The sequence below is a fragment of the Anaerotignum lactatifermentans genome (assembly GCF_014982935.1).
Taxonomy (GTDB): Bacteria; Bacillota; Clostridia; order Lachnospirales; family Anaerotignaceae; genus Anaerotignum; species Anaerotignum lactatifermentans.
The window spans coordinates 24,821-45,046 of the sequence record NZ_JADCKK010000017.1 but is presented as its reverse complement, the minus strand read 5'-3'; the positions used below and the strand labels follow the sequence as shown (position 1 = coordinate 45,046).

Annotated in this window: 21 protein-coding genes and 2 riboswitches; of the genes, 1 reads left to right on the top strand and 20 read right to left on the bottom strand. The window is 45.5% G+C overall.

Annotated features, from left to right (window positions below; all coding sequences use genetic code 11):
• Positions 1–10: 10 nt before the first annotated feature.
• The 10 genes from INF29_RS06280 to INF29_RS06235 all read right to left on the bottom strand — a co-directional run bounded on the left by INF29_RS06280 (position 11) and on the right by INF29_RS06235 (position 9,081).
• The gene (locus tag INF29_RS06280) at positions 11–1,489 is read right to left on the bottom strand and encodes a complex I subunit 5 family protein (protein ID WP_072850772.1); all 1,479 of its coding nucleotides are present in this window, start codon (positions 1,487–1,489) and stop codon (positions 11–13) included.
• A gap of 18 nt (positions 1,490–1,507) precedes the next feature.
• On the bottom strand, positions 1,508–2,974 hold the full coding sequence (locus INF29_RS06275; RefSeq protein WP_193485319.1) for a complex I subunit 5 family protein: 1,467 nt from the start codon (positions 2,972–2,974) through the stop codon (positions 1,508–1,510).
• Positions 2,975–3,006: 32 nt separating this feature from the next.
• Entirely contained in the window at positions 3,007–4,512 is a 1,506-nt protein-coding gene (locus INF29_RS06270; RefSeq protein ID WP_087988719.1) for a complex I subunit 5 family protein, read from the bottom strand.
• Positions 4,512–4,886 (bottom strand): sodium:proton antiporter, encoded by a 375-nt coding sequence (locus tag INF29_RS06265; RefSeq protein ID WP_072850776.1) that lies wholly within the window; start codon positions 4,884–4,886, stop codon positions 4,512–4,514. The genes INF29_RS06270 and INF29_RS06265 overlap by 1 nt, the downstream gene beginning before the upstream one ends.
• A 1-nt stretch (position 4,887) precedes the next feature.
• A complete protein-coding gene (gene mbhE, locus INF29_RS06260; protein WP_072850778.1) occupies positions 4,888–5,793 on the bottom strand; it encodes a hydrogen gas-evolving membrane-bound hydrogenase subunit E in 906 nt (301 codons plus the stop codon).
• A gap of 1 nt (position 5,794) precedes the next feature.
• On the bottom strand, positions 5,795–6,061 hold the full coding sequence (locus INF29_RS06255; RefSeq protein ID WP_022254818.1) for a hydrogenase subunit MbhD domain-containing protein: 267 nt from the start codon (positions 6,059–6,061) through the stop codon (positions 5,795–5,797).
• On the bottom strand, positions 6,058–6,363 hold the full coding sequence (locus INF29_RS06250) for a cation:proton antiporter (RefSeq protein WP_022254819.1): 306 nt from the start codon (positions 6,361–6,363) through the stop codon (positions 6,058–6,060). The genes INF29_RS06255 and INF29_RS06250 overlap by 4 nt, the downstream gene beginning before the upstream one ends.
• On the bottom strand, positions 6,360–6,680 hold the full coding sequence (locus INF29_RS06245) for a monovalent cation/H+ antiporter complex subunit F (protein ID WP_072850782.1): 321 nt from the start codon (positions 6,678–6,680) through the stop codon (positions 6,360–6,362). Before INF29_RS06245 ends, INF29_RS06250 begins: the two co-directional genes overlap by 4 nt.
• Before the next feature lie 3 nt (positions 6,681–6,683).
• Positions 6,684–7,142 (bottom strand): Na+/H+ antiporter subunit E, encoded by a 459-nt coding sequence (locus INF29_RS06240; protein WP_072850785.1) that lies wholly within the window; start codon positions 7,140–7,142, stop codon positions 6,684–6,686.
• Between the two features lie 604 nt (positions 7,143–7,746).
• The gene (locus INF29_RS06235; RefSeq protein ID WP_087988722.1) at positions 7,747–9,081 is read right to left on the bottom strand and encodes an APC family permease; all 1,335 of its coding nucleotides are present in this window, start codon (positions 9,079–9,081) and stop codon (positions 7,747–7,749) included.
• A 94-nt stretch (positions 9,082–9,175) separates the two neighbouring features.
• Positions 9,176–9,242, bottom strand: a riboswitch (glycine riboswitch).
• A gap of 3 nt (positions 9,243–9,245) precedes the next feature.
• Positions 9,246–9,344: riboswitch (glycine riboswitch) on the bottom strand.
• Between the two features lie 188 nt (positions 9,345–9,532).
• Here INF29_RS06235 and INF29_RS06230 point away from each other — a divergent pair.
• Entirely contained in the window at positions 9,533–11,059 is a 1,527-nt protein-coding gene (locus tag INF29_RS06230; protein WP_193485317.1) for a putative polysaccharide biosynthesis protein, read from the top strand.
• 54 nt (positions 11,060–11,113) lie between these two features.
• Here the strand turns inward: INF29_RS06230 and ylqF are convergent, their stop codons facing one another.
• The 10 genes from ylqF to INF29_RS06180 all read right to left on the bottom strand — a co-directional run bounded on the left by ylqF (position 11,114) and on the right by INF29_RS06180 (position 20,106).
• Complete coding sequence (ylqF, locus tag INF29_RS06225; protein ID WP_087988724.1) at positions 11,114–12,058, bottom strand: ribosome biogenesis GTPase YlqF; 945 nt, start codon at positions 12,056–12,058, stop codon at positions 11,114–11,116.
• Positions 12,059–12,069: 11 nt separating this feature from the next.
• Positions 12,070–12,633, bottom strand: a complete 564-nt coding sequence (lepB, locus tag INF29_RS06220; RefSeq protein WP_072850791.1) for a signal peptidase I — start codon at positions 12,631–12,633, stop codon at positions 12,070–12,072.
• Between the two features lie 133 nt (positions 12,634–12,766).
• On the bottom strand, positions 12,767–13,111 hold the full coding sequence (gene rplS / locus INF29_RS06215) for a 50S ribosomal protein L19 (RefSeq protein WP_022254826.1): 345 nt from the start codon (positions 13,109–13,111) through the stop codon (positions 12,767–12,769).
• 141 nt (positions 13,112–13,252) lie between these two features.
• Positions 13,253–14,191: an AEC family transporter gene (locus INF29_RS06210; protein WP_191343660.1), complete on the bottom strand. Its 939-nt coding sequence runs from the start codon at positions 14,189–14,191 to the stop codon at positions 13,253–13,255.
• Positions 14,192–14,264: 73 nt separating this feature from the next.
• Entirely contained in the window at positions 14,265–14,777 is a 513-nt protein-coding gene (locus INF29_RS06205) for an adenine phosphoribosyltransferase (protein ID WP_087988727.1), read from the bottom strand.
• Positions 14,778–14,790: 13 nt separating this feature from the next.
• Positions 14,791–16,569, bottom strand: coding sequence for a single-stranded-DNA-specific exonuclease RecJ (gene recJ, locus INF29_RS06200; RefSeq protein ID WP_193485315.1), 1,779 nt, complete (start codon positions 16,567–16,569; stop codon positions 14,791–14,793).
• A 107-nt stretch (positions 16,570–16,676) separates the two neighbouring features.
• Positions 16,677–17,711: an aldose epimerase family protein gene (locus tag INF29_RS06195; RefSeq protein ID WP_072850798.1), complete on the bottom strand. Its 1,035-nt coding sequence runs from the start codon at positions 17,709–17,711 to the stop codon at positions 16,677–16,679.
• A gap of 22 nt (positions 17,712–17,733) precedes the next feature.
• Positions 17,734–18,672: an ROK family glucokinase gene (locus INF29_RS06190; protein ID WP_193485313.1), complete on the bottom strand. Its 939-nt coding sequence runs from the start codon at positions 18,670–18,672 to the stop codon at positions 17,734–17,736.
• A 295-nt stretch (positions 18,673–18,967) separates the two neighbouring features.
• Positions 18,968–19,621, bottom strand: coding sequence for a hypothetical protein (locus INF29_RS06185; protein WP_087988731.1), 654 nt, complete (start codon positions 19,619–19,621; stop codon positions 18,968–18,970).
• Positions 19,622–19,725: 104 nt separating this feature from the next.
• On the bottom strand, positions 19,726–20,106 hold the full coding sequence (locus INF29_RS06180) for a C-GCAxxG-C-C family protein (protein WP_193485311.1): 381 nt from the start codon (positions 20,104–20,106) through the stop codon (positions 19,726–19,728).
• Positions 20,107–20,226 lie beyond the last annotated feature (120 nt).

Below are 20,226 nucleotides of genomic sequence, written 5' to 3'. Positions count from 1 at the left end.
CTCCCCTCCTTTAGTTCAAGTGCATAACAACACGCTGCAAAGCTTCCATCAAAGGTCCCGGTGTAAATGCCAGCACCAGAGATGCGATGGTCAGTATAATCAAGGGACCTTTCATATACCAGTTCGGGTCTTGGACATGGTCATAATATCCTTCTGGGTACTCCTTATTTCTAGGGAAGTACGCCCGCACCACAATATAAAACACATACAGAGCTGTCAACAATGCGGAAATAATCAGCGCCAAAATTCCCAAATAGGATACAGGATTTCCGCCCTGCACTGCCGCCGTTGCCAATGCCCATTTACTGTGGAATCCTGCAAAAGGCGGAATACCTACCAGCCCAATGCCCGTAATGGTCATGGCTGCAAATGTGACAGGCATCAGTCTGCCAAAGCCTTCCACTTCGTACAGGTATTCCCGATGGGTCTTATACAGCACCGCACCAGCTGTAAAGAACAGTGTAATTTTCAGTACCGCATGGTAAATCATGTGCATCAATGCTGCCGCCAATCCCAGAGGTGTCATCAGCGCAATACCGAAAATGATATAAGACAGATTAGACACTGTGGAATACGCAAATCTTCTCTTGATATGAGGTGTCCGCAGAGCAACTGTGGAACCAAATACAATGGTGATAGCAGCTGCCACCAGCATCACATTCTGTGCCACGGTACCCACCAGAAAATCCGTGCCAAAGCTGTAATACGTCAGACGGATGATGGCAAAGATACCGGATTTTACGACAGCTACCGCATGGAGCAGCGCTGTAACAGGTGTCGGTGCCACAGATGCTTTTGGCAGCCAACGATACAGCGGGAAAACAGCCGCTTTGACACCAAAACCGAAGAATGCGGCAATAAATACCAGCTGCAATGTGGTTTCATGCCCTGCCACCAGAATAGGATTCAGCACCCCACCCGGCACAAAGTCGATGGATGTACCATAGCAGTACACAAATACAAAGCCGATGAACGCCAATGCCGCACCGAACATCATGTAAAGAATATACATCTTTCCGGCGTGTCTTGCCTTGTTGTCCATGGCGTGCATAACCAAAGGCAATGTAACCAGTGTCAAAAATTCATAGAATAAGTACATGGTCAGGAAGTTACCGGAAAAGGCAATCCCCAATACCACGCCAAAGGTCATGGTGAAGAATGCGAAAAATCGGTCTTCATGTCCTTCGTGGGTCATATATTCAAACCCGTAAATGGTGGTCAGAATCCAAAGGATAGATACCATGGTGCCAAATACCTTGGACAGACCATCCATCCGCAGTTCCAAGGACAGCTTATCGCTGAAATGGAACAGTGTAAACGCATCTGCCTTTCCGCTCCAGATGGCGAACAGGGCAAAAATTGCGTTCAAAACCACAATGGTCAAAACCCATTGTTCTCGTTGTTTTCTTTCCTTGAATTTTACCGGCAGCAGACAAATTCCCGCAAGAATCGGAAAGAATACCGGTAAAACCGTAATCAATGCGCCCATATTGTTCCCACCTTTTCTTTAGAAAATGACGCCGCTAATGTTTGTGATCCAGTCTGTCAGGCACTGGGGGAACGCCCCGAATGCCACCGCTGCCAATGCCAAAAGAATCAGCGGAACCGTCATCAGGTAATTGGGCTCTTTCTTTTTCAGACTGCCGTAATCAAAATCTTTTCCCGGGAAAAATGCCGCCGATACGATGGGCAGCAGATACCCCGCCGTCAGCAATGCGCTGACCATAAGCACTGCAACACCAACAAGCCCTAAAGTGCCGAAGTCCGGCTGCAGACCACCCTGTGCCAGATACCATTTGCTGACAAAACCGGCTGTGGGCGGAATCCCGATAAGGGACAGAGAAGCAATGGCAAATGTCCACATCACAATAGGCATTTCTTTCCCCAGTCCTCTCAATTCATATACGAATGTTTTACCTGTTTTGTAAATGATTGCGCCTGCCCCAAGGAACAGAATATTCTTTGCCACCGCATGGAATACCACCTGCATAAGTGCACCCAAGAATCCCAGTGGGTGCAGCAGGAACAGCCCAAAGAGCACATAAGAAACCTGACTGACTGTGGAGTATGCCAGACGGCGTTTCAGCAATTTTTCTTTATATGCCAGCATGGAACCCATAAATACGGTGATGATGGCAAGGGTCAGCAGTGTATTCTGCACCCATGTACCACGGATAAAATCAGGTCCTACCAGATAATATGTCACACGGATGATGGCAATGACGCCGCCTTTTGTGATGATACCGGAAAGGACGGCAGATGCCGGTGAAGGTGCTACCGGGTGTGCTGTAGGCAGCCACGCATGCAGCGGGAACATACCCGCTTTACAGCCAAAACCAATCATCATCAGGAAGTATACTGCCAGCAACACATTTTCATTGCCTGCCAAGAGTTCCAGATTCAATGTACCGCCGGGCATGAATGTGGTGGTATCGCAATAGCTGTTCAGGAAGAAGAAGCCCATGAGCCCCAAACCTGCGCCAAATACGGAATACCCCAGATATTTCATACCAGCCCGCACTGCTTCCGGTGTTCCTGTATGGATAACCAAAGGCAATGTAAGAAGTGTCATGTATTCATAAGATAAATATAATGTCATCATGTTCGCGGAGAAGCAAAGGCTCATAAGCGCTCCCAGCGACATGGTATAAAACATGAAGAACCGTGCTGGTTTCTGTTCATGTTTCATGTATTCAAAGGCATAAATTCCTGCCAGCAGCCAGATGATACAAATCATGCAGGCAAACAGCTTAGCAAGACCATCTGTGTGGTATGCCAGCGCAAGACGGTCTGTCATCTGCCACAGGGTGAAGGTATATTCTCCCATGGACAAATAGAGCACCGCCCCAAGTTCTATGACCAGTGTTGCAAACACCAGTAAATTCCGCTGTTTTTCCTGTTTCTGAAAGCCGATGACAATGCCGGCAATCACGGGAAACAATAAAGGAAACAGCAGGATTGCATTTCCGTTCATTTTTTATCACCTATCCCCTCATGCTCCCGTTATTACTGCAGCAAAATGATGCCCCGTTCAATGACTTCGATAAATGGACGATAATATACGCCCAACGCGATATTGATCAGCACAAACAAAATGATACAAACGCCAAAAGCCGGCGAAACAGAAACACGTGTCTGTTCTTCTCCTTCTGTCTTGACAGGTGTCCAGATTGCGATAACGGAAGGCAGGAAATACATTGCGTTCAGGATCATGCTGATCCCCAGGACGATCAAAACCGCTGCCATTTTCCCCGGCGAGTATACAGACGCCGTTGCGAAATACAGCTTAGAGATAAAGCCTACAAACAGCGGCACACCGACCATGGACAATGCCCCGACCGTAAAGCCGATGCCTGCCACAGGATTTCTCCGTGCAGCACCTCTCAGATAATAAATCTGTTCTTTGCCGCCGCTGTCCTGCACCATCTGACCGCAGCAAAGGAACAGCATGGATTTTGTCACCGCATGGGCAAGGATATGGAAGCAAGCCGCAACCATGGCAATTCTGGTAGACATGCCGATACCCATGTAGATATACCCAATCTGTGCCACGGAAGAATAAGCAAGCATACGTTTCATACGGGTTTCCCGCATGGCGTACACAGACCCCATGACCATACCAGCCAGACCAAATACAAACAGAATGTCAATGATTTTCAGCTGCAGCATAACATCTACGGAAAATACACTATAAATCAGTTTGATGGCAAGGAAGATGTAGCTTTTCAGCACCAGACCGGACAACACCCCACTGGATGTTGGAACTGCCGCTTGATAAGCACCGGGCAGCATAGAATGGAAGGGGAAAAGCGCACTTTTGATGGCAAGACCGATAAACACAAACCCTGTTACCACCAGCAGAGGGAATGTATACTGTCCTGTTGCCACCAGTTCCACAATGGCTTCTTTCATCTGGGGGAACAGCAGGTGTCCTGTAATGCTGTACAGGATGCTGATCCCCAGCAAAATGGTACCGGAACCCAGCAAACTAATTACCAGATAGTGTGTGGTACCTACCATTGCCTGAGCAGTCCCCTTTGCCATGATAAGTGCACAGGAAGCAATGGTCAGAATTTCGATAAATACATAAGCTGTGAAAATATCGTTTGTATACGCCAATGCCAGCATGGAACCAAACAAGGCATTGAGCATAATGAAATAAAAACTCTGTTTTTCAGGCACAATATCATGGAAAATAAATTCCTGACCGCCTGTGGTTGTCAGCAGCATAACCACGCTGAAGATGAGCGCCATCATGGCTTCCAATGGACCTGCACGCAGTTCGTTGCCCCAAGGTGCGGGGAAGTGACCCATCATGAATGTGAAGGATTCCCCTGTGGTTGTCACATTGACCAGCAGGATTGCCGACATGATTGCAACAATAAGCACCATCAGCGCATGTACTTTATAGGCAGTCTTTCCGTTCTTAATCAGCGGTGTGATGATGCCGCAGAACATTGCCAGAAAAATGCTGAAGAAGGGAATGTTGTGTATCCAATTCACATGCTCCATCATTCACCCTCCCTTTCTCTGGACAACCGCATGATTTCGTCCATATTCAGTGTGCCGTAATGTTTATACAGCCGTTGTACCAGTGCCAGAGAAAAAGCCGTAATGCTGACAGAAACGACGATACCTGTCAGCACCAGACCCGCTGGTACCGGATTGATGTAATAATCCGCATCAATGATGCCGTTTGACAAAATGGGGGCGACTCTGCCGTTGATGTAGCCTTTTGCTGCCAAGAACAGGTATACTGCCGTATCCATGATGTTCAAACCTATGAATTTTTTAATCAAATTATTTTGCAGAAGCAGATTCATGAATCCAATGCCAAACAGGATTACCGAAGCCGCTTCATAATAGTTAATCAGCAAATGACTCATATCAGATATCCCCTTTTGTAAACAGTGCGTAAAATCCGTACATGGTAGCGGCAACAATCAATCCAACACAGATATTCAGAGGCAGGATAAATCCGGCACTGAGAATATTGCCAGGTGTCCCCTTGGGAATGGCGTATCCCACATGGTTTGCCCCTGTGAAGAAGGAATAACTCTTGCATGCGCAGTACGTCAGCAGGCAGGCAACGCTGATGCCTGTAAATGTCTTAAATGTAAAGAATGTCTGCATTTTCTTATGTCCGTTGGCAGCTGCATACAGAATCAGACCTGCACCGATGATGGAACCGCCGGAGAAGCCGCCGCCGGGAGAAAGATGCCCATTGAGAATAACGTAAATGCCGTAAAGGATAATCAACGGAGAAAGATACTTCGCGCCGACCTTCAAAATGGATTTGTGGTCTGCCGCATCCAGCATTTCGTCTTCTGCAATTTCCTTATCCTCTGCTTCACTGATGTTTTTCTTATCCCGTTTCAGCAGCATCAGTACGCAGATAACAGCCAGGAACAATACATTAGATTCCCCAAAGGTATCGAATGCACGATAGTCCAGAATCATGCCTGCTACAAAGTTGATAGCCCCTGTTTCTTCAATGCCTTTTTCCAGATAGCGTTCCATGACCTCATTATTGGCAGGGTCCATGGGATCGCCAAATGTTGGCAGATTGGATACCACCAGCAGCATGATGGTGATGAACACAATGGAGATCAATACACACAAAAACCAGTACAGCCCTTTATTGGACTTGATTTCCTGTATGTTAGGACGTTTCAGCCATTGCCGTTTTTTCGGCTGTTCCCTTCTGGCGATGTATTCATCGGCATGAATCAGGGCTTCCTCTCCGTTGATCCAAGCATTCAGTTTTCGCCAGAACGATTTTTCTTCTTTCATATTAACCCTCTCTTGTACCTTTCAGCGCATGTACTTTTTTCAGCGTGAGGAAGAACAATACGCTGTCTACGCCTGCGCCAACTGCCGCTTCTGTAATGGCAAGGTCAGGCGACTGTAAAAATACCCAGATAATTGCCATGATGGAGCTGTACCCCATAAAGACAATTACCGCAATAAACAAATTTCTTGTAACCGATACCCCAATGGCGCTGGCAATCAAAAATACCACCAGCAGCATTTGTATGATTGTACTGACTTCCATACTCATTTGCCATGCACCCTTTCGTCGTAGTCCTTATTCGTCAGCATTTCCACCTTCCCAATCATATGAGAAGCGATGGGACTGGACATCCAGAAAAACAGGATCACCAGAATATATTTTGCAATGTGGAACACATCATGACCTAAAATGATAAGTCCAATGACTACCAATCCCAGCCCCATGGTGTCACCCATTGCTGCCGCATGCATACGGTTCATCACATATTTCAGGCGGTAGATTCCCAGCAGTGACAAGGCAAATACAATGGTGCCCATGCAAATGAAAATACCCGCTATGATCTCTCTCATTGTTTTTCCGCCTCCTGTTCTTTCCGTTTCAGATACAATTCGCGCCCCTTGTGGTGCAGTGTAACCACGTGGCAGATGATGACCACTGCCAAGAAGCTCAGCAGTGTATAAACCAGTGCCACATCCACCAACATGGATTCTTTCAGATATGCCGATAAAATACAAATAATTGCTGTTGTCATGGTACCAATCATATTGATGGCAACGATACGGTCTGTGAATCTAGGTCCCCGTACCGCTCTTGCAAAGGCAAGAAAAATACCGATAATCAGCAGCACCATGCTGCCTTCCATAATTCTGTCCAATAGTACACTCATGGCTTATTCCTCCAACTTTCTCAGCTGCTTGACAAATACCGATTCTTCGATGCCTTCTGTAAAGGATTTGTCCAAAGCATGAATGGTGTATTTGTTATCCTCCAGTGCAACTGTATAGGTACCCGGCGTCAGTGTAATACAGTTTGCCAGTGTAACCCTTGCTACTTCTGTTTTCAAATCTGTTTCGAAGGTATAAAACGTCGGATCTGCTTCCAGCCCAGGAGAAAGAATGATGCGGATAACAGCCAGATTGGACTTGATCACTTCCCAAACCAGAATGATGCCATATTTGATGAAACGAGGAATTTTTGCAATCAGCTTCAAGTCATTCTGAATGCTGTAATCCATATGTTTGGTCATAAACCAGTACAACCAACCGCAGATTACCAGACCAAACAGGAAAATCTCCAGTGTCACCTTGCCGCTGAATATAAACCACAATATAAGCAAAATCAGGTACATTCCATCATCCCTCCGCAAAAGCTGCAAAAATCAAAACCATTGTTGCTGGCACCCATCGGTTCTAAAATATTAGCCGATAGTGTCCTTGTATTGTAATCCAATGTCTATATTATGATTTACATACAGGAAAATGTCAAGTGACATAGTGCTATATGACGGTTTATTTCCTAACATTTTCTTAACACGGCACTTTTTATTGTTTAATATGTATATTTTCTTTGTAAAATAACTATTTTTATATGCATTATATACAATTTCGTGGTATTTAAAACAACACAAAAACAAAGTAAAAAGTGCCTCTTTTGCCTATTTTTCAAGCAGAACAGGCATTTTCTTATTTTGCATATGTTGTATGACAAGAATTCGATTTTTCTTGATTTTTTTACCTTTTTGAAGTGGAATCTCCCTTATCGTATCTTTGATTACAAAATGAATCCTTTTGTTTTTTGTCGTAGACACAATGCACATTGTAATTTTTTTACAAAATTGGGTATAAAATGTTTCTCCCCATATGAAATATAAATAAAAAACAGATACTCAAAGAGAGTATCTGTTTTAGAGGGAATTTTAATGAATACAAAAATTTGCAGTTTTTTGTTATTTTTTATCTTGCATTTTTACCTTTTGTTGTTGCCGCATATACGGGAATACCGATCAGTGTTACAACGATACTGATAGCGGAAAGAACTGTTGTCTGCAAACCAGACATAAACAGCTGGTTTACGATTACATACAGACCACTGATGATGGCAATAGCAGGAATTACAGGATACAGAGGAACTTTGTATGTTCTAACTGTATCAGGCTGTGTCTTACGCAGACGGATCACTGCCATAAATGTCAGTGTATAGAAAATCCAGCAAGAGAATACAGCCAGGTTTGTCAGCATGTTGAACTGACCACTGACAGCGTACAGAGCGCCCAGAATACTTACCAGCAGGATTGCATTGAAAGGCACCTGTGTTTTGCTCAGTTTTGCCAGAGATTTGCTGCCGGGCAGTGTACCTTCTGCTGCCAGAGAGTAGCATACACGAGAACCGGACAGAACGAAACCGTTTGCTGCACCCAATACGGAGATCATGATACCAACGGAAATGATCTTACCGCCGAAATCGCCAAATACTGCAATGGCTACTGCGGATGCAGGCACTGCGATATTCATCATTTCATCTGCAGGCAGTACCCACAGGTATGCCAGGTTGATAACGAAGTAAACAGCCATGATGATGGATACACCACCAACGATTGCTACAGGCAGGTCTTTGCCGGGGTTTTTCATTTCCCCTGCGATAGCACCTACGTTTGTCCAGCCTTCAAATGCGAACAGTACCGCGATCATCAGCTGACCCAGAACAACTGCGGGGTTCAGATCGGGACCGATCATGGGGCTGAAAATGGGATTGTCGCCGGAACCTTTGATAAAGCCGAATACCATCAGCAGAATCAAAGGAATCAGTTTACAAATCGTAAATACAACCTGTGCGCCGCCGCCTACTGCGGAGCCCAGACCGTTCAAAACAATAACGATAATAATTGCTACAATTGCTACAGGCAGGATCAAACCGTCCCCTACGAACAATGCTGCCTGCTGTGCAAATGCTACAGAAAGTGCTGCGATCATGGCGGGGTAGAACAGAATGGTCTGCATCCAACCAGCCAAGAAACCTACCTTTCTACCAAATGCTTCTTCCAGATATGCAACCATACCACCTGTTTTGGGGATCATGATCGCTACTTCCGCAAAGGTCATTGCCGCCGCAATACATACAAGACCAGTGATCAGCCATGCAATCATACCCAGACCTGGTGCGCCGCCTGTGGCTGTATAGATTGCCTGTGGCTTCAGAAATACCCCAGAACCAATTACACATCCGACTACTGTTGCCATTGCAGTAGAGATACCCAAATTCTTTTTCAGTTCCTGTTTGTTATTTTCCATAAATCATCCTCCTTCATCTTTTTTCGAAAATCACCGCTCTGGACAATAAAAGAGGATATGTAGGCACACTGCACCATGTTTGCCTGCATATCCTCTCTGTATCTTTGCCTGAAAGTTTTACTTCTACGGCGATTTCATCGTAAATGAAATACTTTCCAGAGCTCCATCCACAAAGGGTCTGTTTACCTGAAAGATTCTCCGCAGTCGGCGGCTGCGGATTGCTTCATCGGTTTCGAACGTCCGAAGTCTCCCCTCTGCATCAACTGGCTTCCCTATGATTTTCTTATAGATAGTATATAAAAAAATACAGAATTTGTCAATATTATTGATTAACTTTTTTCGCCTAACTGAAATTTATTTCACTATTTATTACAAATGTACACAAAGAAAATACAATCATATTTTTTTGTTTTTCCTATAAAATATAAAAAGCCTTTTTTTGGAGGAACTTATGGGACGCAAACAACTGCTGGTAGGAACAGCCATACTTGCCGGCGCAAATATCCTGACAAAATGCATGGGATTTTTTTACCGAATCTTCATGTCCAACTATATCGGCGCAGAAGGCATGGGGCTGTATCAATTGATTTTGCCCTTATATACACTGGCATGGAGCATCACTGCCGGTGGATTCACCGTAACCGTTTCCCGCCTGACTGCCCGGGAACATGCCCGAGGAGAAAATGGTTCCATCGGCAGAATTGTCAAACAATCTGCTTCCTTGTGTCTGCTTTTGAGCATCCTTCTCAGCTGTGTTCTCTTTTGGGGTGCAGACTGGATTGCCCTGCATGTCTTACAAGAGCCTAGGACGGCTCTTTCTCTGCGGCTGCTGGCATTTGCCATTCCTTTTATGTCCGTTGGTTCCTGCCTGCGGGGATTTTTCCAAGGACTCCAGCAAATGACAGTTCCTGCATTTTCACAAATTCTGGAGCAATTGCTTCGCATTGGCTCCATTTATCTGCTGGCAGGGATTTTTGTACCACAAGGATTGGAATATGCTTGCTTTGCTGCCGTCTGCGGCATCGTACTGGGCGAAGCCGGCGCTTTTTGTTATACGTTCTTCCACTACCTGCACAAAAAACGCCGTTGGAAATTCATTCGTAAACCTGCCATCTCTTCCGGCGCATGTTTTTCCCTGATATTATCCATGGCAATTCCCTTAAGTGCCATCCGCATCACCGGTTCTCTCCTTTCCACGCTGGAAAATATCCTCATTCCCCAACGCTTAGCATTATTCGGGAGCAGTTCTCAAGAAGCACTGGCTTCCTATGGGGAACTGACAGGGATGGTAATGCCTTTGCTGATGTTGCCTTCTGCCTTTCTCATGGCATTTTCCGTTTCACTGGTGCCTGAAATTTCTGAAGCGTGTGCTGTCAGCCAGAACAACCGCATTCGCCGTACTGTTTCCGCTTCCCTTTTGCTGACCTCTATATTAGGTGCTGGTTCTGCCTGCCTATTCGCTGTTTTTCCGCGGGAAATCTGTTATGTAGTCTACGGCAGAAGCAATTTAGGGCAGCTTTTATTTCCACTGGCATTTCTCTGTCCTCTTTTATATGGGCAAACCACCATCAATGGTCTGTTGAATGGCTTGGGAGAACATTTTTTCCTGTTCTGGAGCCATATTCTTTCTTCACTCATTACCATTGCTTTTATTTGGTTCGCTATGCCTTATTGGGGATTAAGTGCCTTTTGTGCCGGATGGTTTTGCAGTCTACTAGCAGTCACCATTCTTTCTTTGCGGAAACTGAAAAAGCGCACAGGTGTATCGCCATCCCTCTTTGACTGTTTTGGACGTCCCATCCTCGCAGGAATCGCTGCGGCTCTTATTATCCGTCTGATCATCCAAACCAGTACCCCTTCCCCTCTGTTATTCTGCGGAACACTGTTGGGTATGGGCATACTGTATCTGGTCTTTCTGGGTGCATTGGGCTGTCTGAATGAAGATACCCTGCAATTGCTGAAAAGAAAGCGTACATAAAAAATAAGGGCTTGCTGTCGCAAAACAGCAAACCCTTTTTATTAATCGCTTTATTTATTTCTTTCTTTTTTTGTATTCTGCCTTTCTGGCTTTATCCGTCTGGGCTTTTTCTTTTTCTCTGGCTTCTTTTTCTGCCAACATATCATTGATGTCTTCCGGCAGTTCCAGTGTCAGGCGACCTAACTTGCCACCGCGGTATTCATCCATGAGGATTTTGGAAGCGCGTTCCAAGTCAGGTTCATCCCCTTTGAGTTTAAAGCCTCTGGCTTCCGCAATCTGACGCAGTACATCATGGGGCTCCGCAATGGTATCAAATTCGATATTATACCGTTTGCGGATACAATCAGGATTGACCACCATCATATGATTGATGAAAGCCGTTGCCAATGTCTGGGCATCCAGAATATCATCGTTGATGGCACCAGTAAATGCCAGTTTCAGACCTACCTGCTGATCTTCAAATTTGGGCCACAAAATCCCGGGAGTATCCAGAAGTTCAAAGTCTTTTTTCAGTTTTATCCACTGTTTGCCGCGGGTCACACCGGGTTTATCCCCTGTTTTTGCTGTGGTTTTCCCCACATATTTATTGATGAAAGTGGATTTTCCTACATTTGGAATACCGGCAATCATGGCGCGGATAGGCACATTAATTCTGCCTCTGGCGCGAAGTTTCTCGATTTTATCTTTCATTAATGCACGAGCTGCGTTTGTCACATCTGCCATGCCTGTACCTTTGATGGCATTCATTTCAATGACATGAAAGCCTTTTTCTTCAAAATATTTTGTCCAGATTTCCGTTGCCGCCGGGTCTGCCAGGTCACTCTTGTTCATAAGCAGAATGCGGTGTTTGTTTTTCGCCAGTTCATCCAGATCAGGGTTTTTGCTGCTATATGGAATTCTGGCGTCTACCAGTTCAATGACAATATCCACCAGAGAAATGGTCTCCTCCATCATACGGCGGGTTTTTGTCATATGCCCCGGATACCACTGTATATGCATAAAATTCCTCCTTATTTCACCATGCCAATATCACTGAAAGGATACAGACGCAGTACCACCCTGCCCATGATATCCTCTTTTTCTATGGCGCCAATGGACTGTCTGCGGCTGTCTGTGCTGGCATTTCGATTATCCCCCATAACAAAATAACAGTCCTCAGGCACAACAAATGGATAGGTGATGTCCCCTTTATCCTGCATAGGTTCTGCAATATAAGGTTCCTCCACCAGCGTCCCATTTATGTATAAATGATAAATGCCGCTGCCATTGTTCCGCAGATCAATTTCATCTCCGGGCAAACCAATGACGCGTTTGATGATATTTTCCTGATATTCCACATTATCCAGCTTGCAGATAACAATATCATCTACCTGGGGTGAAGCCACTCTTGTTTCCAGTTTATTGATCACCAGAAAATCCCCATGGTGGAAGTTAGGCTCCATAGATGAGCCTTTCACATAGATGGTACCGATGACAAAGGTGCGCAAAAGCAAGACAATGACAACAATTGCCACCATCTGTATCAAAGTTGAAATCCATACTTTCTTGTCCTTCTCTGTTTTTTTCCTGGACATTGCCCCTGCGCCTCCTTTCCACTTCCCTATCTTTACCAATATACCATCTTACCCCTTTTTTCGTCAAATGCAAAATCACATTTGCCTTTCACGAAAAAAGCCTTGATGAGAAACTCACCAAGGCCTGTTTTTCTTATCTCAATACTTCTTTTACCTTTGCTGCTTTACCAACCTTATCTCTCAGGTAGAAGAGTTTCGCACGTCTTACGATACCGCGTCTTACTACTTCGATACGATCGATTCTAGGAGAATGCAAAGGCCATGTTCTTTCCACGCCAACGCCGGATGCAATACGTCTTACTGTGAAAGTTTCTCTGATGCCGCCGCCCTGTCTTTTGATAACAACGCCTTCGAACATCTGCAGTCTTTCTCTAGAGCCTTCGACTACTTTCGCATATACACGAATTGTATCACCTACGTTAAAAGGAGTTACTTCGCTTTTCAGCTGTTCCTGTTCCAGTTCTCTGATGATATCCATTTTGTTTCCTCCTTTCCCCAAAGACGTTCTTACCGCCATCCTCTTGACGCGCCATTGGACCGTCCGTAATCAACATGAAAGATTATACCACGCCTCCGGGCGTTTTGCAAGCACTTTTTTATACTTTTTACTGCTTTTTTCTTAGTACAGAAAGTGCGTCAGCCATACGCAGGCAGGCAGTTCCACAACGGAAATCAAAGTGGTCAAAAGTACAATATCCGAGGACATTTTTTCACCATATCCATACTTTTCCACCATCATAGGCACAACAACTGCCGCAGGCAATGCCGCCGTTACCAGAAAAATGGATTTTGCCATATCTCCTGCCGGAACAATCAGCATGACTGCCCACGCCAAAAACGGCATCGCCAGCATTTTTACAATACTCAATTCCAGCGCATCCTTTTCATGGAACAGCTGCTTGATGCCGCTGCTGCCAGCCAGTGCACCTATGTAAATGAGAGAAAGTGGTGTAGAAAGGTCCCCTAACCGTGTCAGGAAATCCAGAAGCGCCTGTGGCACAAACTGCACCGTATGGCTCAATGTCAGCGCCAGACCAAGGAAAATGGCAATACAGTTGGGGTTCACAGCACCTTTGAGGAATGTTTTGCCCATCTGTCCGCCGCTGCCGCCCTGTTTGCCGCCAAGGACATAAACACCATAACTCCACAGATACAGATTCAGCCCCAAAACGCCGGCAGACATATACATAACGCCCACATCTCCAAAAAAGATTGCCGCAACAGGCAGACCGATAAATCCATTATTCAGGGAACCAGTGGTGATGTCCAGCATATCCAGCAGACGTCCATCCAGCTTTCTTGCTTTTCCGTAAAGACGCATCAGGAAACCGAATATCATCATGGCTGCCGCCTGAGCTGCCATCATCAGGAAAAAGCCAACCAGAATATCATTGGTGATTTCAATATTGGCAATGGTAGTCACCAGCATAGCCGGAATTGTTGCCTGCATAACCAGACCGCCCAGCCCTTTATTGACTTCTCGTGTAAGCCATCCTTTTCGGTATCCATAATACCCCACCACTATCATGGCAAAGAGTATAAAAAACTGACCGTACATATTCTCTCTCCTTTCAAAGGAAAAGATACCTTCGCTGTGAAAACAACAAAGGTATCGTCTTTATCTTCTGTAATCAATAATGCAGTACGGAACTGATGTTATATCCTTCCAGAACATCTCTGCCATGAAGGAAATCCAGTTCAATCAGAAATGCCAAACCAACCACTTCCGCACCAACGCTTTCTACCATTTCAATGATGGCTTTTGCAGTGCCGCCTGTAGCCAGCAGGTCATCCACGATGACAACTTTCTGTCCGGGCTGGATGGCGTCTTTATGCACCTCAATGACAGCTGTGCCATATTCCAGCGCATACTCCTTGCTGATAACTTCCGCAGGCAGTTTGCCTTTTTTGCGCACGGGAACAAAGCCTTTTTTCAGGTTGTAAGCCAAAGGCATCCCAAAAATAAAACCACGGGATTCGGGACCCAAAATCAGGTCAAAATCCACGCCGTCCAGATTTGCCTGAATCTGGTCAATGGCTTCCCGCAGGGCGTCCCCTTCTTTCAACAGTGTTGTAATGTCCCGAAAAATGACACCTTCTTCGGGGAAATTTTCAATTGATCTGATCTTTTCTTTCAAATCCATGGTTTTCGTCCTCCTATTTCGACACCCGGAAATCCCGAATCACAAGCTGTACGGACTGCCTGCCATTATAGGAATTGATGTCAATGCTGTATACAAAGTCTAATGCCATGGGAAGTTTCCCATACTGTATTATTTTATCACAATCCTCTGCCGGATACAATTCTTTTAGAATTCCCCGCAAATTTTCCAGTCCGTTAAAGTCCACCGCAGACAGAACCATACGAGAAGCATCCTCCCGCAGAGTCAGCTGCATCATATCCTTATTCTTCCCAACCAGACGAATCCGTTCCACCCATACATGCTGTGTGGCAAAAAGGGGCGATGGATTTTCCTTTCCAAAGGGCGCCAGTCCCTTCAATTCCTCCGCCAATTTCATATGAATCTGGGAAAAGTCCAGTATTTTCTCAATGCGCAATACCGGTGTCATATCCTGTTCTGTCAGTTTGCATTCCTCATTGAGCCGCTGCCGCAAAATGGGAATATTTTCGTGAGGCAGCGAAAGCCCAGCTGCCATGGCATGTCCGCCAAAGCGTGTGAACAATTCCCGGCAGTTATAAAGGGCTTCGAAAATATGATAACCTTCAATACTGCGAGCAGAACCTTTTGCGCCTTCTTCCGCTTTTGTAATGAGGATGGTGGGGTGATAATACTTATCCTTGATGCGTCCAGCCACAATGCCGGCAATACTTTCATGGATTTCTCCGTCATAAAGTACCAGCACTTTTTCCAGAGGCGTTTCCTGCTGGTCCAGCTGTTCCGTCAGCCGTTCCACCGCCTGTGTGGTCATCTCTTTTCGTTCCTCGTTCAGCTGCATCAAATGACGGGCAATGGCACGAGCTTTATCCACATCTGTTTCCCGAAACAGTTCCACAGCGATTCTGCCGCTTTCCAGACGACCTGTGGCATTGATGCATGGCCCTACCACAAATCCCAGATGGTATTCTGTAACCTGTTTATCCGCCAAACCTGTTTCTTCCAATAAAACACGCAACCCCACATTGGTGGTATGCTGTATTTCCTGCAATCCCAGTTTTACAATAGTGCGGTTTTCATCAAGCAAATCCACGATATCGCAAACGGTTGCCACTGCCGCAAAACAAAGCAATTCTCTTTCCAAAGGGTCGCCACTGTAGCCAAATCGTCCCAATAACAGCAGGGCAAATTTATAAGAAATTCCTGCAGCACACAAGAAAGGAAAAGGATATTCACAATCCCGCCGTTTGGGGTCGATAACCGCATCTCCACTGGGCAGAATATCCCGCCATGCGCCTTCCTTGCCTTCTGTGAAAGCTGGTTCATGGTGATCCAGTATGACCACTTCCATGCCAAGTTCCTTTGCCAGTGCCACTTCCCCCATAGCCGCAATGCCGTTATCGCAGGTAAAAAGCACCCCAACACCTTCGTTTGCAAGCTGTTCCACGGCTTTATTATTCAGTCCATATCCTTCCTGCTGGCGATGGGGCACATAATAAGTGACCTCACCGCCGCATTTTTCAATGGTACGGCTCAATATGGTGGTACTCATGACGCCATCCACGTCATAATCCCCGTAAACGGCAATCTTCTTTCCTTTTTTGATAGCCATGGTGATCAAATCCAACCCTTTTTCCATATCCTGCATTTCCAGCCCATTGTGCAAACTAGAAATATCGGGATACAGGAAATCATGGGTCTGTTTTCTGGAAAGCAGTTTCCGATTGGCAAGAACTGCCGCCGTTGCCTGCTGGATGCCCATATCTGCTGCCATGGCACCAATATCTACTTTTGTACGTTTCAATTGCCAGCGTTTCATGGCAATCCTCCTTTTTTCTCTCATCATAAAAAAGGCTCTGCATCTCACTGGAAATGCAAAGCCTTTTCTTGATTTCCCATCATACGGTATATGTAATGCCTTTCAGATCAATCTTTGGAAAAAGCGAAAATGGTCTGACTGCGGAACCATTCCCCCTGACGCAGTACTGCAGAAGGGAAATGTCCATAAGCTGTTGCGTTAGGGAAGCCCTGTGTTTCAAAACAGAATCCACTGCGGCGACCATAAACGGTGCCATTTTTCCCTTTCACAACGCCATCTAAGAAGTTGCCGGAATAGAACTGCACACCAGGCTGGTCAGAATATACTGCCATACGGATGCCTGTTTCTTCCCCAACTGCTTCGGCGCATTTGCGAACCATATCTTTCTGGTAGCCATTGGGAATCCAGTTATGGTCATAGCCACTGCCGTTTTTCAGCTGTACAAAGTCCGCATCAATGCGTTCCATGATTTCATGGGGTTCTCTGAAATCCATGGGTGTGCCTTCTACTGTAGCAATCACACCTGTAGGCAGGCATTCGTTGTTATTTTCTGTATAAAAATCTGCGAGAATCTGTACTTTATGCTGTTCCAGTGTGCCTGCATCATGACCGTTCAGATTAAAATAGCTGTGGTTAGTCAGATTCAGCACCGTATCTGTATCACAGACTGCCTGATATTCCACACAGAAACGGTTTTCATCATCCAGACGATACCGCACTTCTGTGCAAAGGGTACCGGGATAGCCTTCTTCCCCGTTGGGGCTGGTGTAACGCATGCAAAGAGCATCGTCCTCCACATCTGCTGTCCAAACCTTTTTGTCAAAGCCTTCTTTGCCGCCATGAAGATGGTTTGCGCCGTCATTGCAGTACAATTCGTATTCCACACCATTGAGGACAAAACGACCTTTGCCAATACGGTTGGCGAATCTGCCTGCCACTGCGCCCATGAATTTGTCCTGTGCTTCATAATCCGGCATGGTGTCATAGCCCAGCACCACATCAGTTCCTGCAAATTTCAGGGACTGTACTGCCGCGCCATATGTGAGGATGGTAACTTCTGTCCCCACACTGTTTTTCAGGGTAAAGGCGAAAACCGCTTCCCCTGTCTTTGTCTGTCCGAAAAGACGTTTTTTGATTTCCATATCCTTCTCTCCTTAAAAAATATCAGTCATGTATCATCATTCTTGCCGCACCATAAATGCCGGCATCATTTCCCAATTCAGCCAGTTTGAATTTTGTATCTTTCTGGGTGTGGAAAGCAAACGTACGGAAATATTTCTCGATGGGGTCTGTCAAAAATCTCCCCGCTTTTGACACACCGCCGCCAATGAGAATCAATTCCATATCTGCCAGCGCACAGCATCCAGCCAGTGCCATACCCATGGTCTTTGCCATAAAGTCAAACACTTCCATTGCCAGCGCGTCCCCTTCTTTTGCCGCATCAATGACATCTTTTGTGGTCAGGTCGGCTTTGTCACGCAGAATGGAAGGTGCATCGGTTTCTGCCAATTTTTTCTTTGCCAGACGCAGGATGCCTGTTGCGGAAGTATACTGTTCCAGACAGCCACAGTTTCCGCAGTTGCAGTGCTCTGTTTCTAAGGGATTCACGCAGATATGCCCCACTTCTGCCGCACTGCCGGTAACACCGCCATGAATCTTGCCATTGAGAATCAGACCGCCGCCGATACCAGTACCAATGGTAATCATCAGCACATCATCAAAGCCTCTGCCGCCGCCTTTCCAAACTTCCCCCAGGGCTGCCACATTGGCATCATTCCCAGCTTTTACTTCAAATCCTGTCAGGGCTTTCAATTCTTCTGTCACATGCATGACACCCCAGCCCAGATTCACACAATGGTTTACCACACCATCATCTGTGACAGGTCCAGGAACACCAATGCCTGCCCCTTTGACAGATGTTTTGTCAATGCCACGTTTTTTCAATTTTTCTTCCAGACTTGCAGCAACATCCGGCAGGATGGCCTTGCCGCCGTTTGATGTATTGGTCGGGATTTCCCATTTTTCCACCAGTGTGCCTTCCGTTGTAAACAGACCGATTTTCACAGTGGTACCGCCTACATCAATGCCAAAAACATAATCCATTTCTACACCTCATGTATATCTGATTTTTGCAGTCCGCTATTTCACGGTGCAAATCATTTTTTCTGTCACTCGGAGACATTATACCATACTTTATAGGAAATGTCTTTGTGCAATCTCCATGAGTTCCTATCCCTTATGTTGCAACATTGATACAAATGCGCCCCGGCTTTTCCTTTTCTTTACATGCTTATGCGGCGAAATTTTCGGACATGCCAAAAAAGATACTTCTTTCCATATTTTCTATCAAAAAAGCCCCGCAGACCATTTTGTCTACGAGGCTTTCTATTTGATAGCATTACAATTTCTGATGGATAAATTTCATTTCTTTCTTGCAGTCTTCCCGTTCTTCCAGTTCTGGATGCTCTGCCAGATACTTTCTTGCACCTGTGCGGTTGGCTTCAGAAACCATAGCCAGAACCTGCAAAATGTGGTAATAATGTGCGAATTCTGGATTCTGTCTTGCTCTTTCAAAGTCTGTTGCTTTCAGAACCAGCAGCTTTCTTGCCGCTTCATCCTTATCCAAATGGAACAGTGTCAAAGCCAGCATGATATAGTATTCCTGCGCCATAACGGTGTTCAATCCCTTTGGAGGTACTGTCAGAAGGCGGTTTTTCGCTGTTTCGTAATCACCTTTTGCCATATAGCCTTTGCCGATCTGTGTCAGCAGCATTGCCTGCATGGCACGGCTTCTCTGTCCCTGCAATGCTTTTTCCATGGATTCGATATATTTATCGGGTTCCTGCTGCAGCAGAGGATTCATGGCTTTTACTTCTTTTTCCAGATCCTGCAAATACTGTTTATTCACAAATACGCCGCCTACAAAAAAGCCAGCAATGATGATACCATAAAGACCCCAGAATGCTTCACCCAAAGCGCCTGTGGTCTGCAGCCAAATGGCAGCGATCAAAAACACCAGCAGAAGTGCCCAATAGATTTTTCTTGCTTTCATAGTAATTCTCCCAACCTCTTTCTTCCTTATAAGACAAGTAATCACGCAGAAGAATACCACAGCCAGCGCCTAAGTGCAAGGGTTTTTCCAAAAAACATGCTCCTTTATACATTTTTTTCCATAAAATCCGTTTTTTCAATGGTTTCTTCCAGCAATGCCCCAATATCTCCCATCAAATCTATGCAGTCCAGTTTTCCTGCCGAAAGGGTCGGACAATCCATAGCCCCAAACTTTTCCCGAAATGCCAGCAGGAAAAACAGCCGCTGTTTTTTCGCTTCTTCCGGCTCAAAGAGAATCCCCAGTATCATGATAGCAGCCACCAGAGCACTACAAATACCGCCAATTCCAAAACCGCTGCAAACAGCCCCACAGCTGTCTATCAATTCTTTTGACAAAGGAAAGCCATATTGATCTGATGCTGCCCGCAATAACGCCAAAGAGCAGTTTTCACCTGCTCTGCAATAAGCCATTGTTTTCTCTTTCATGAATGATTCACCTCATTTTTCCTCCTGTCCTATGATATGAAGAAAATCAGGTTTTGTCCCCCTCTTGACAAAATTTCACGGAAGTTCTATACTTCATTTAGTTTGATTTCCAACTAATTA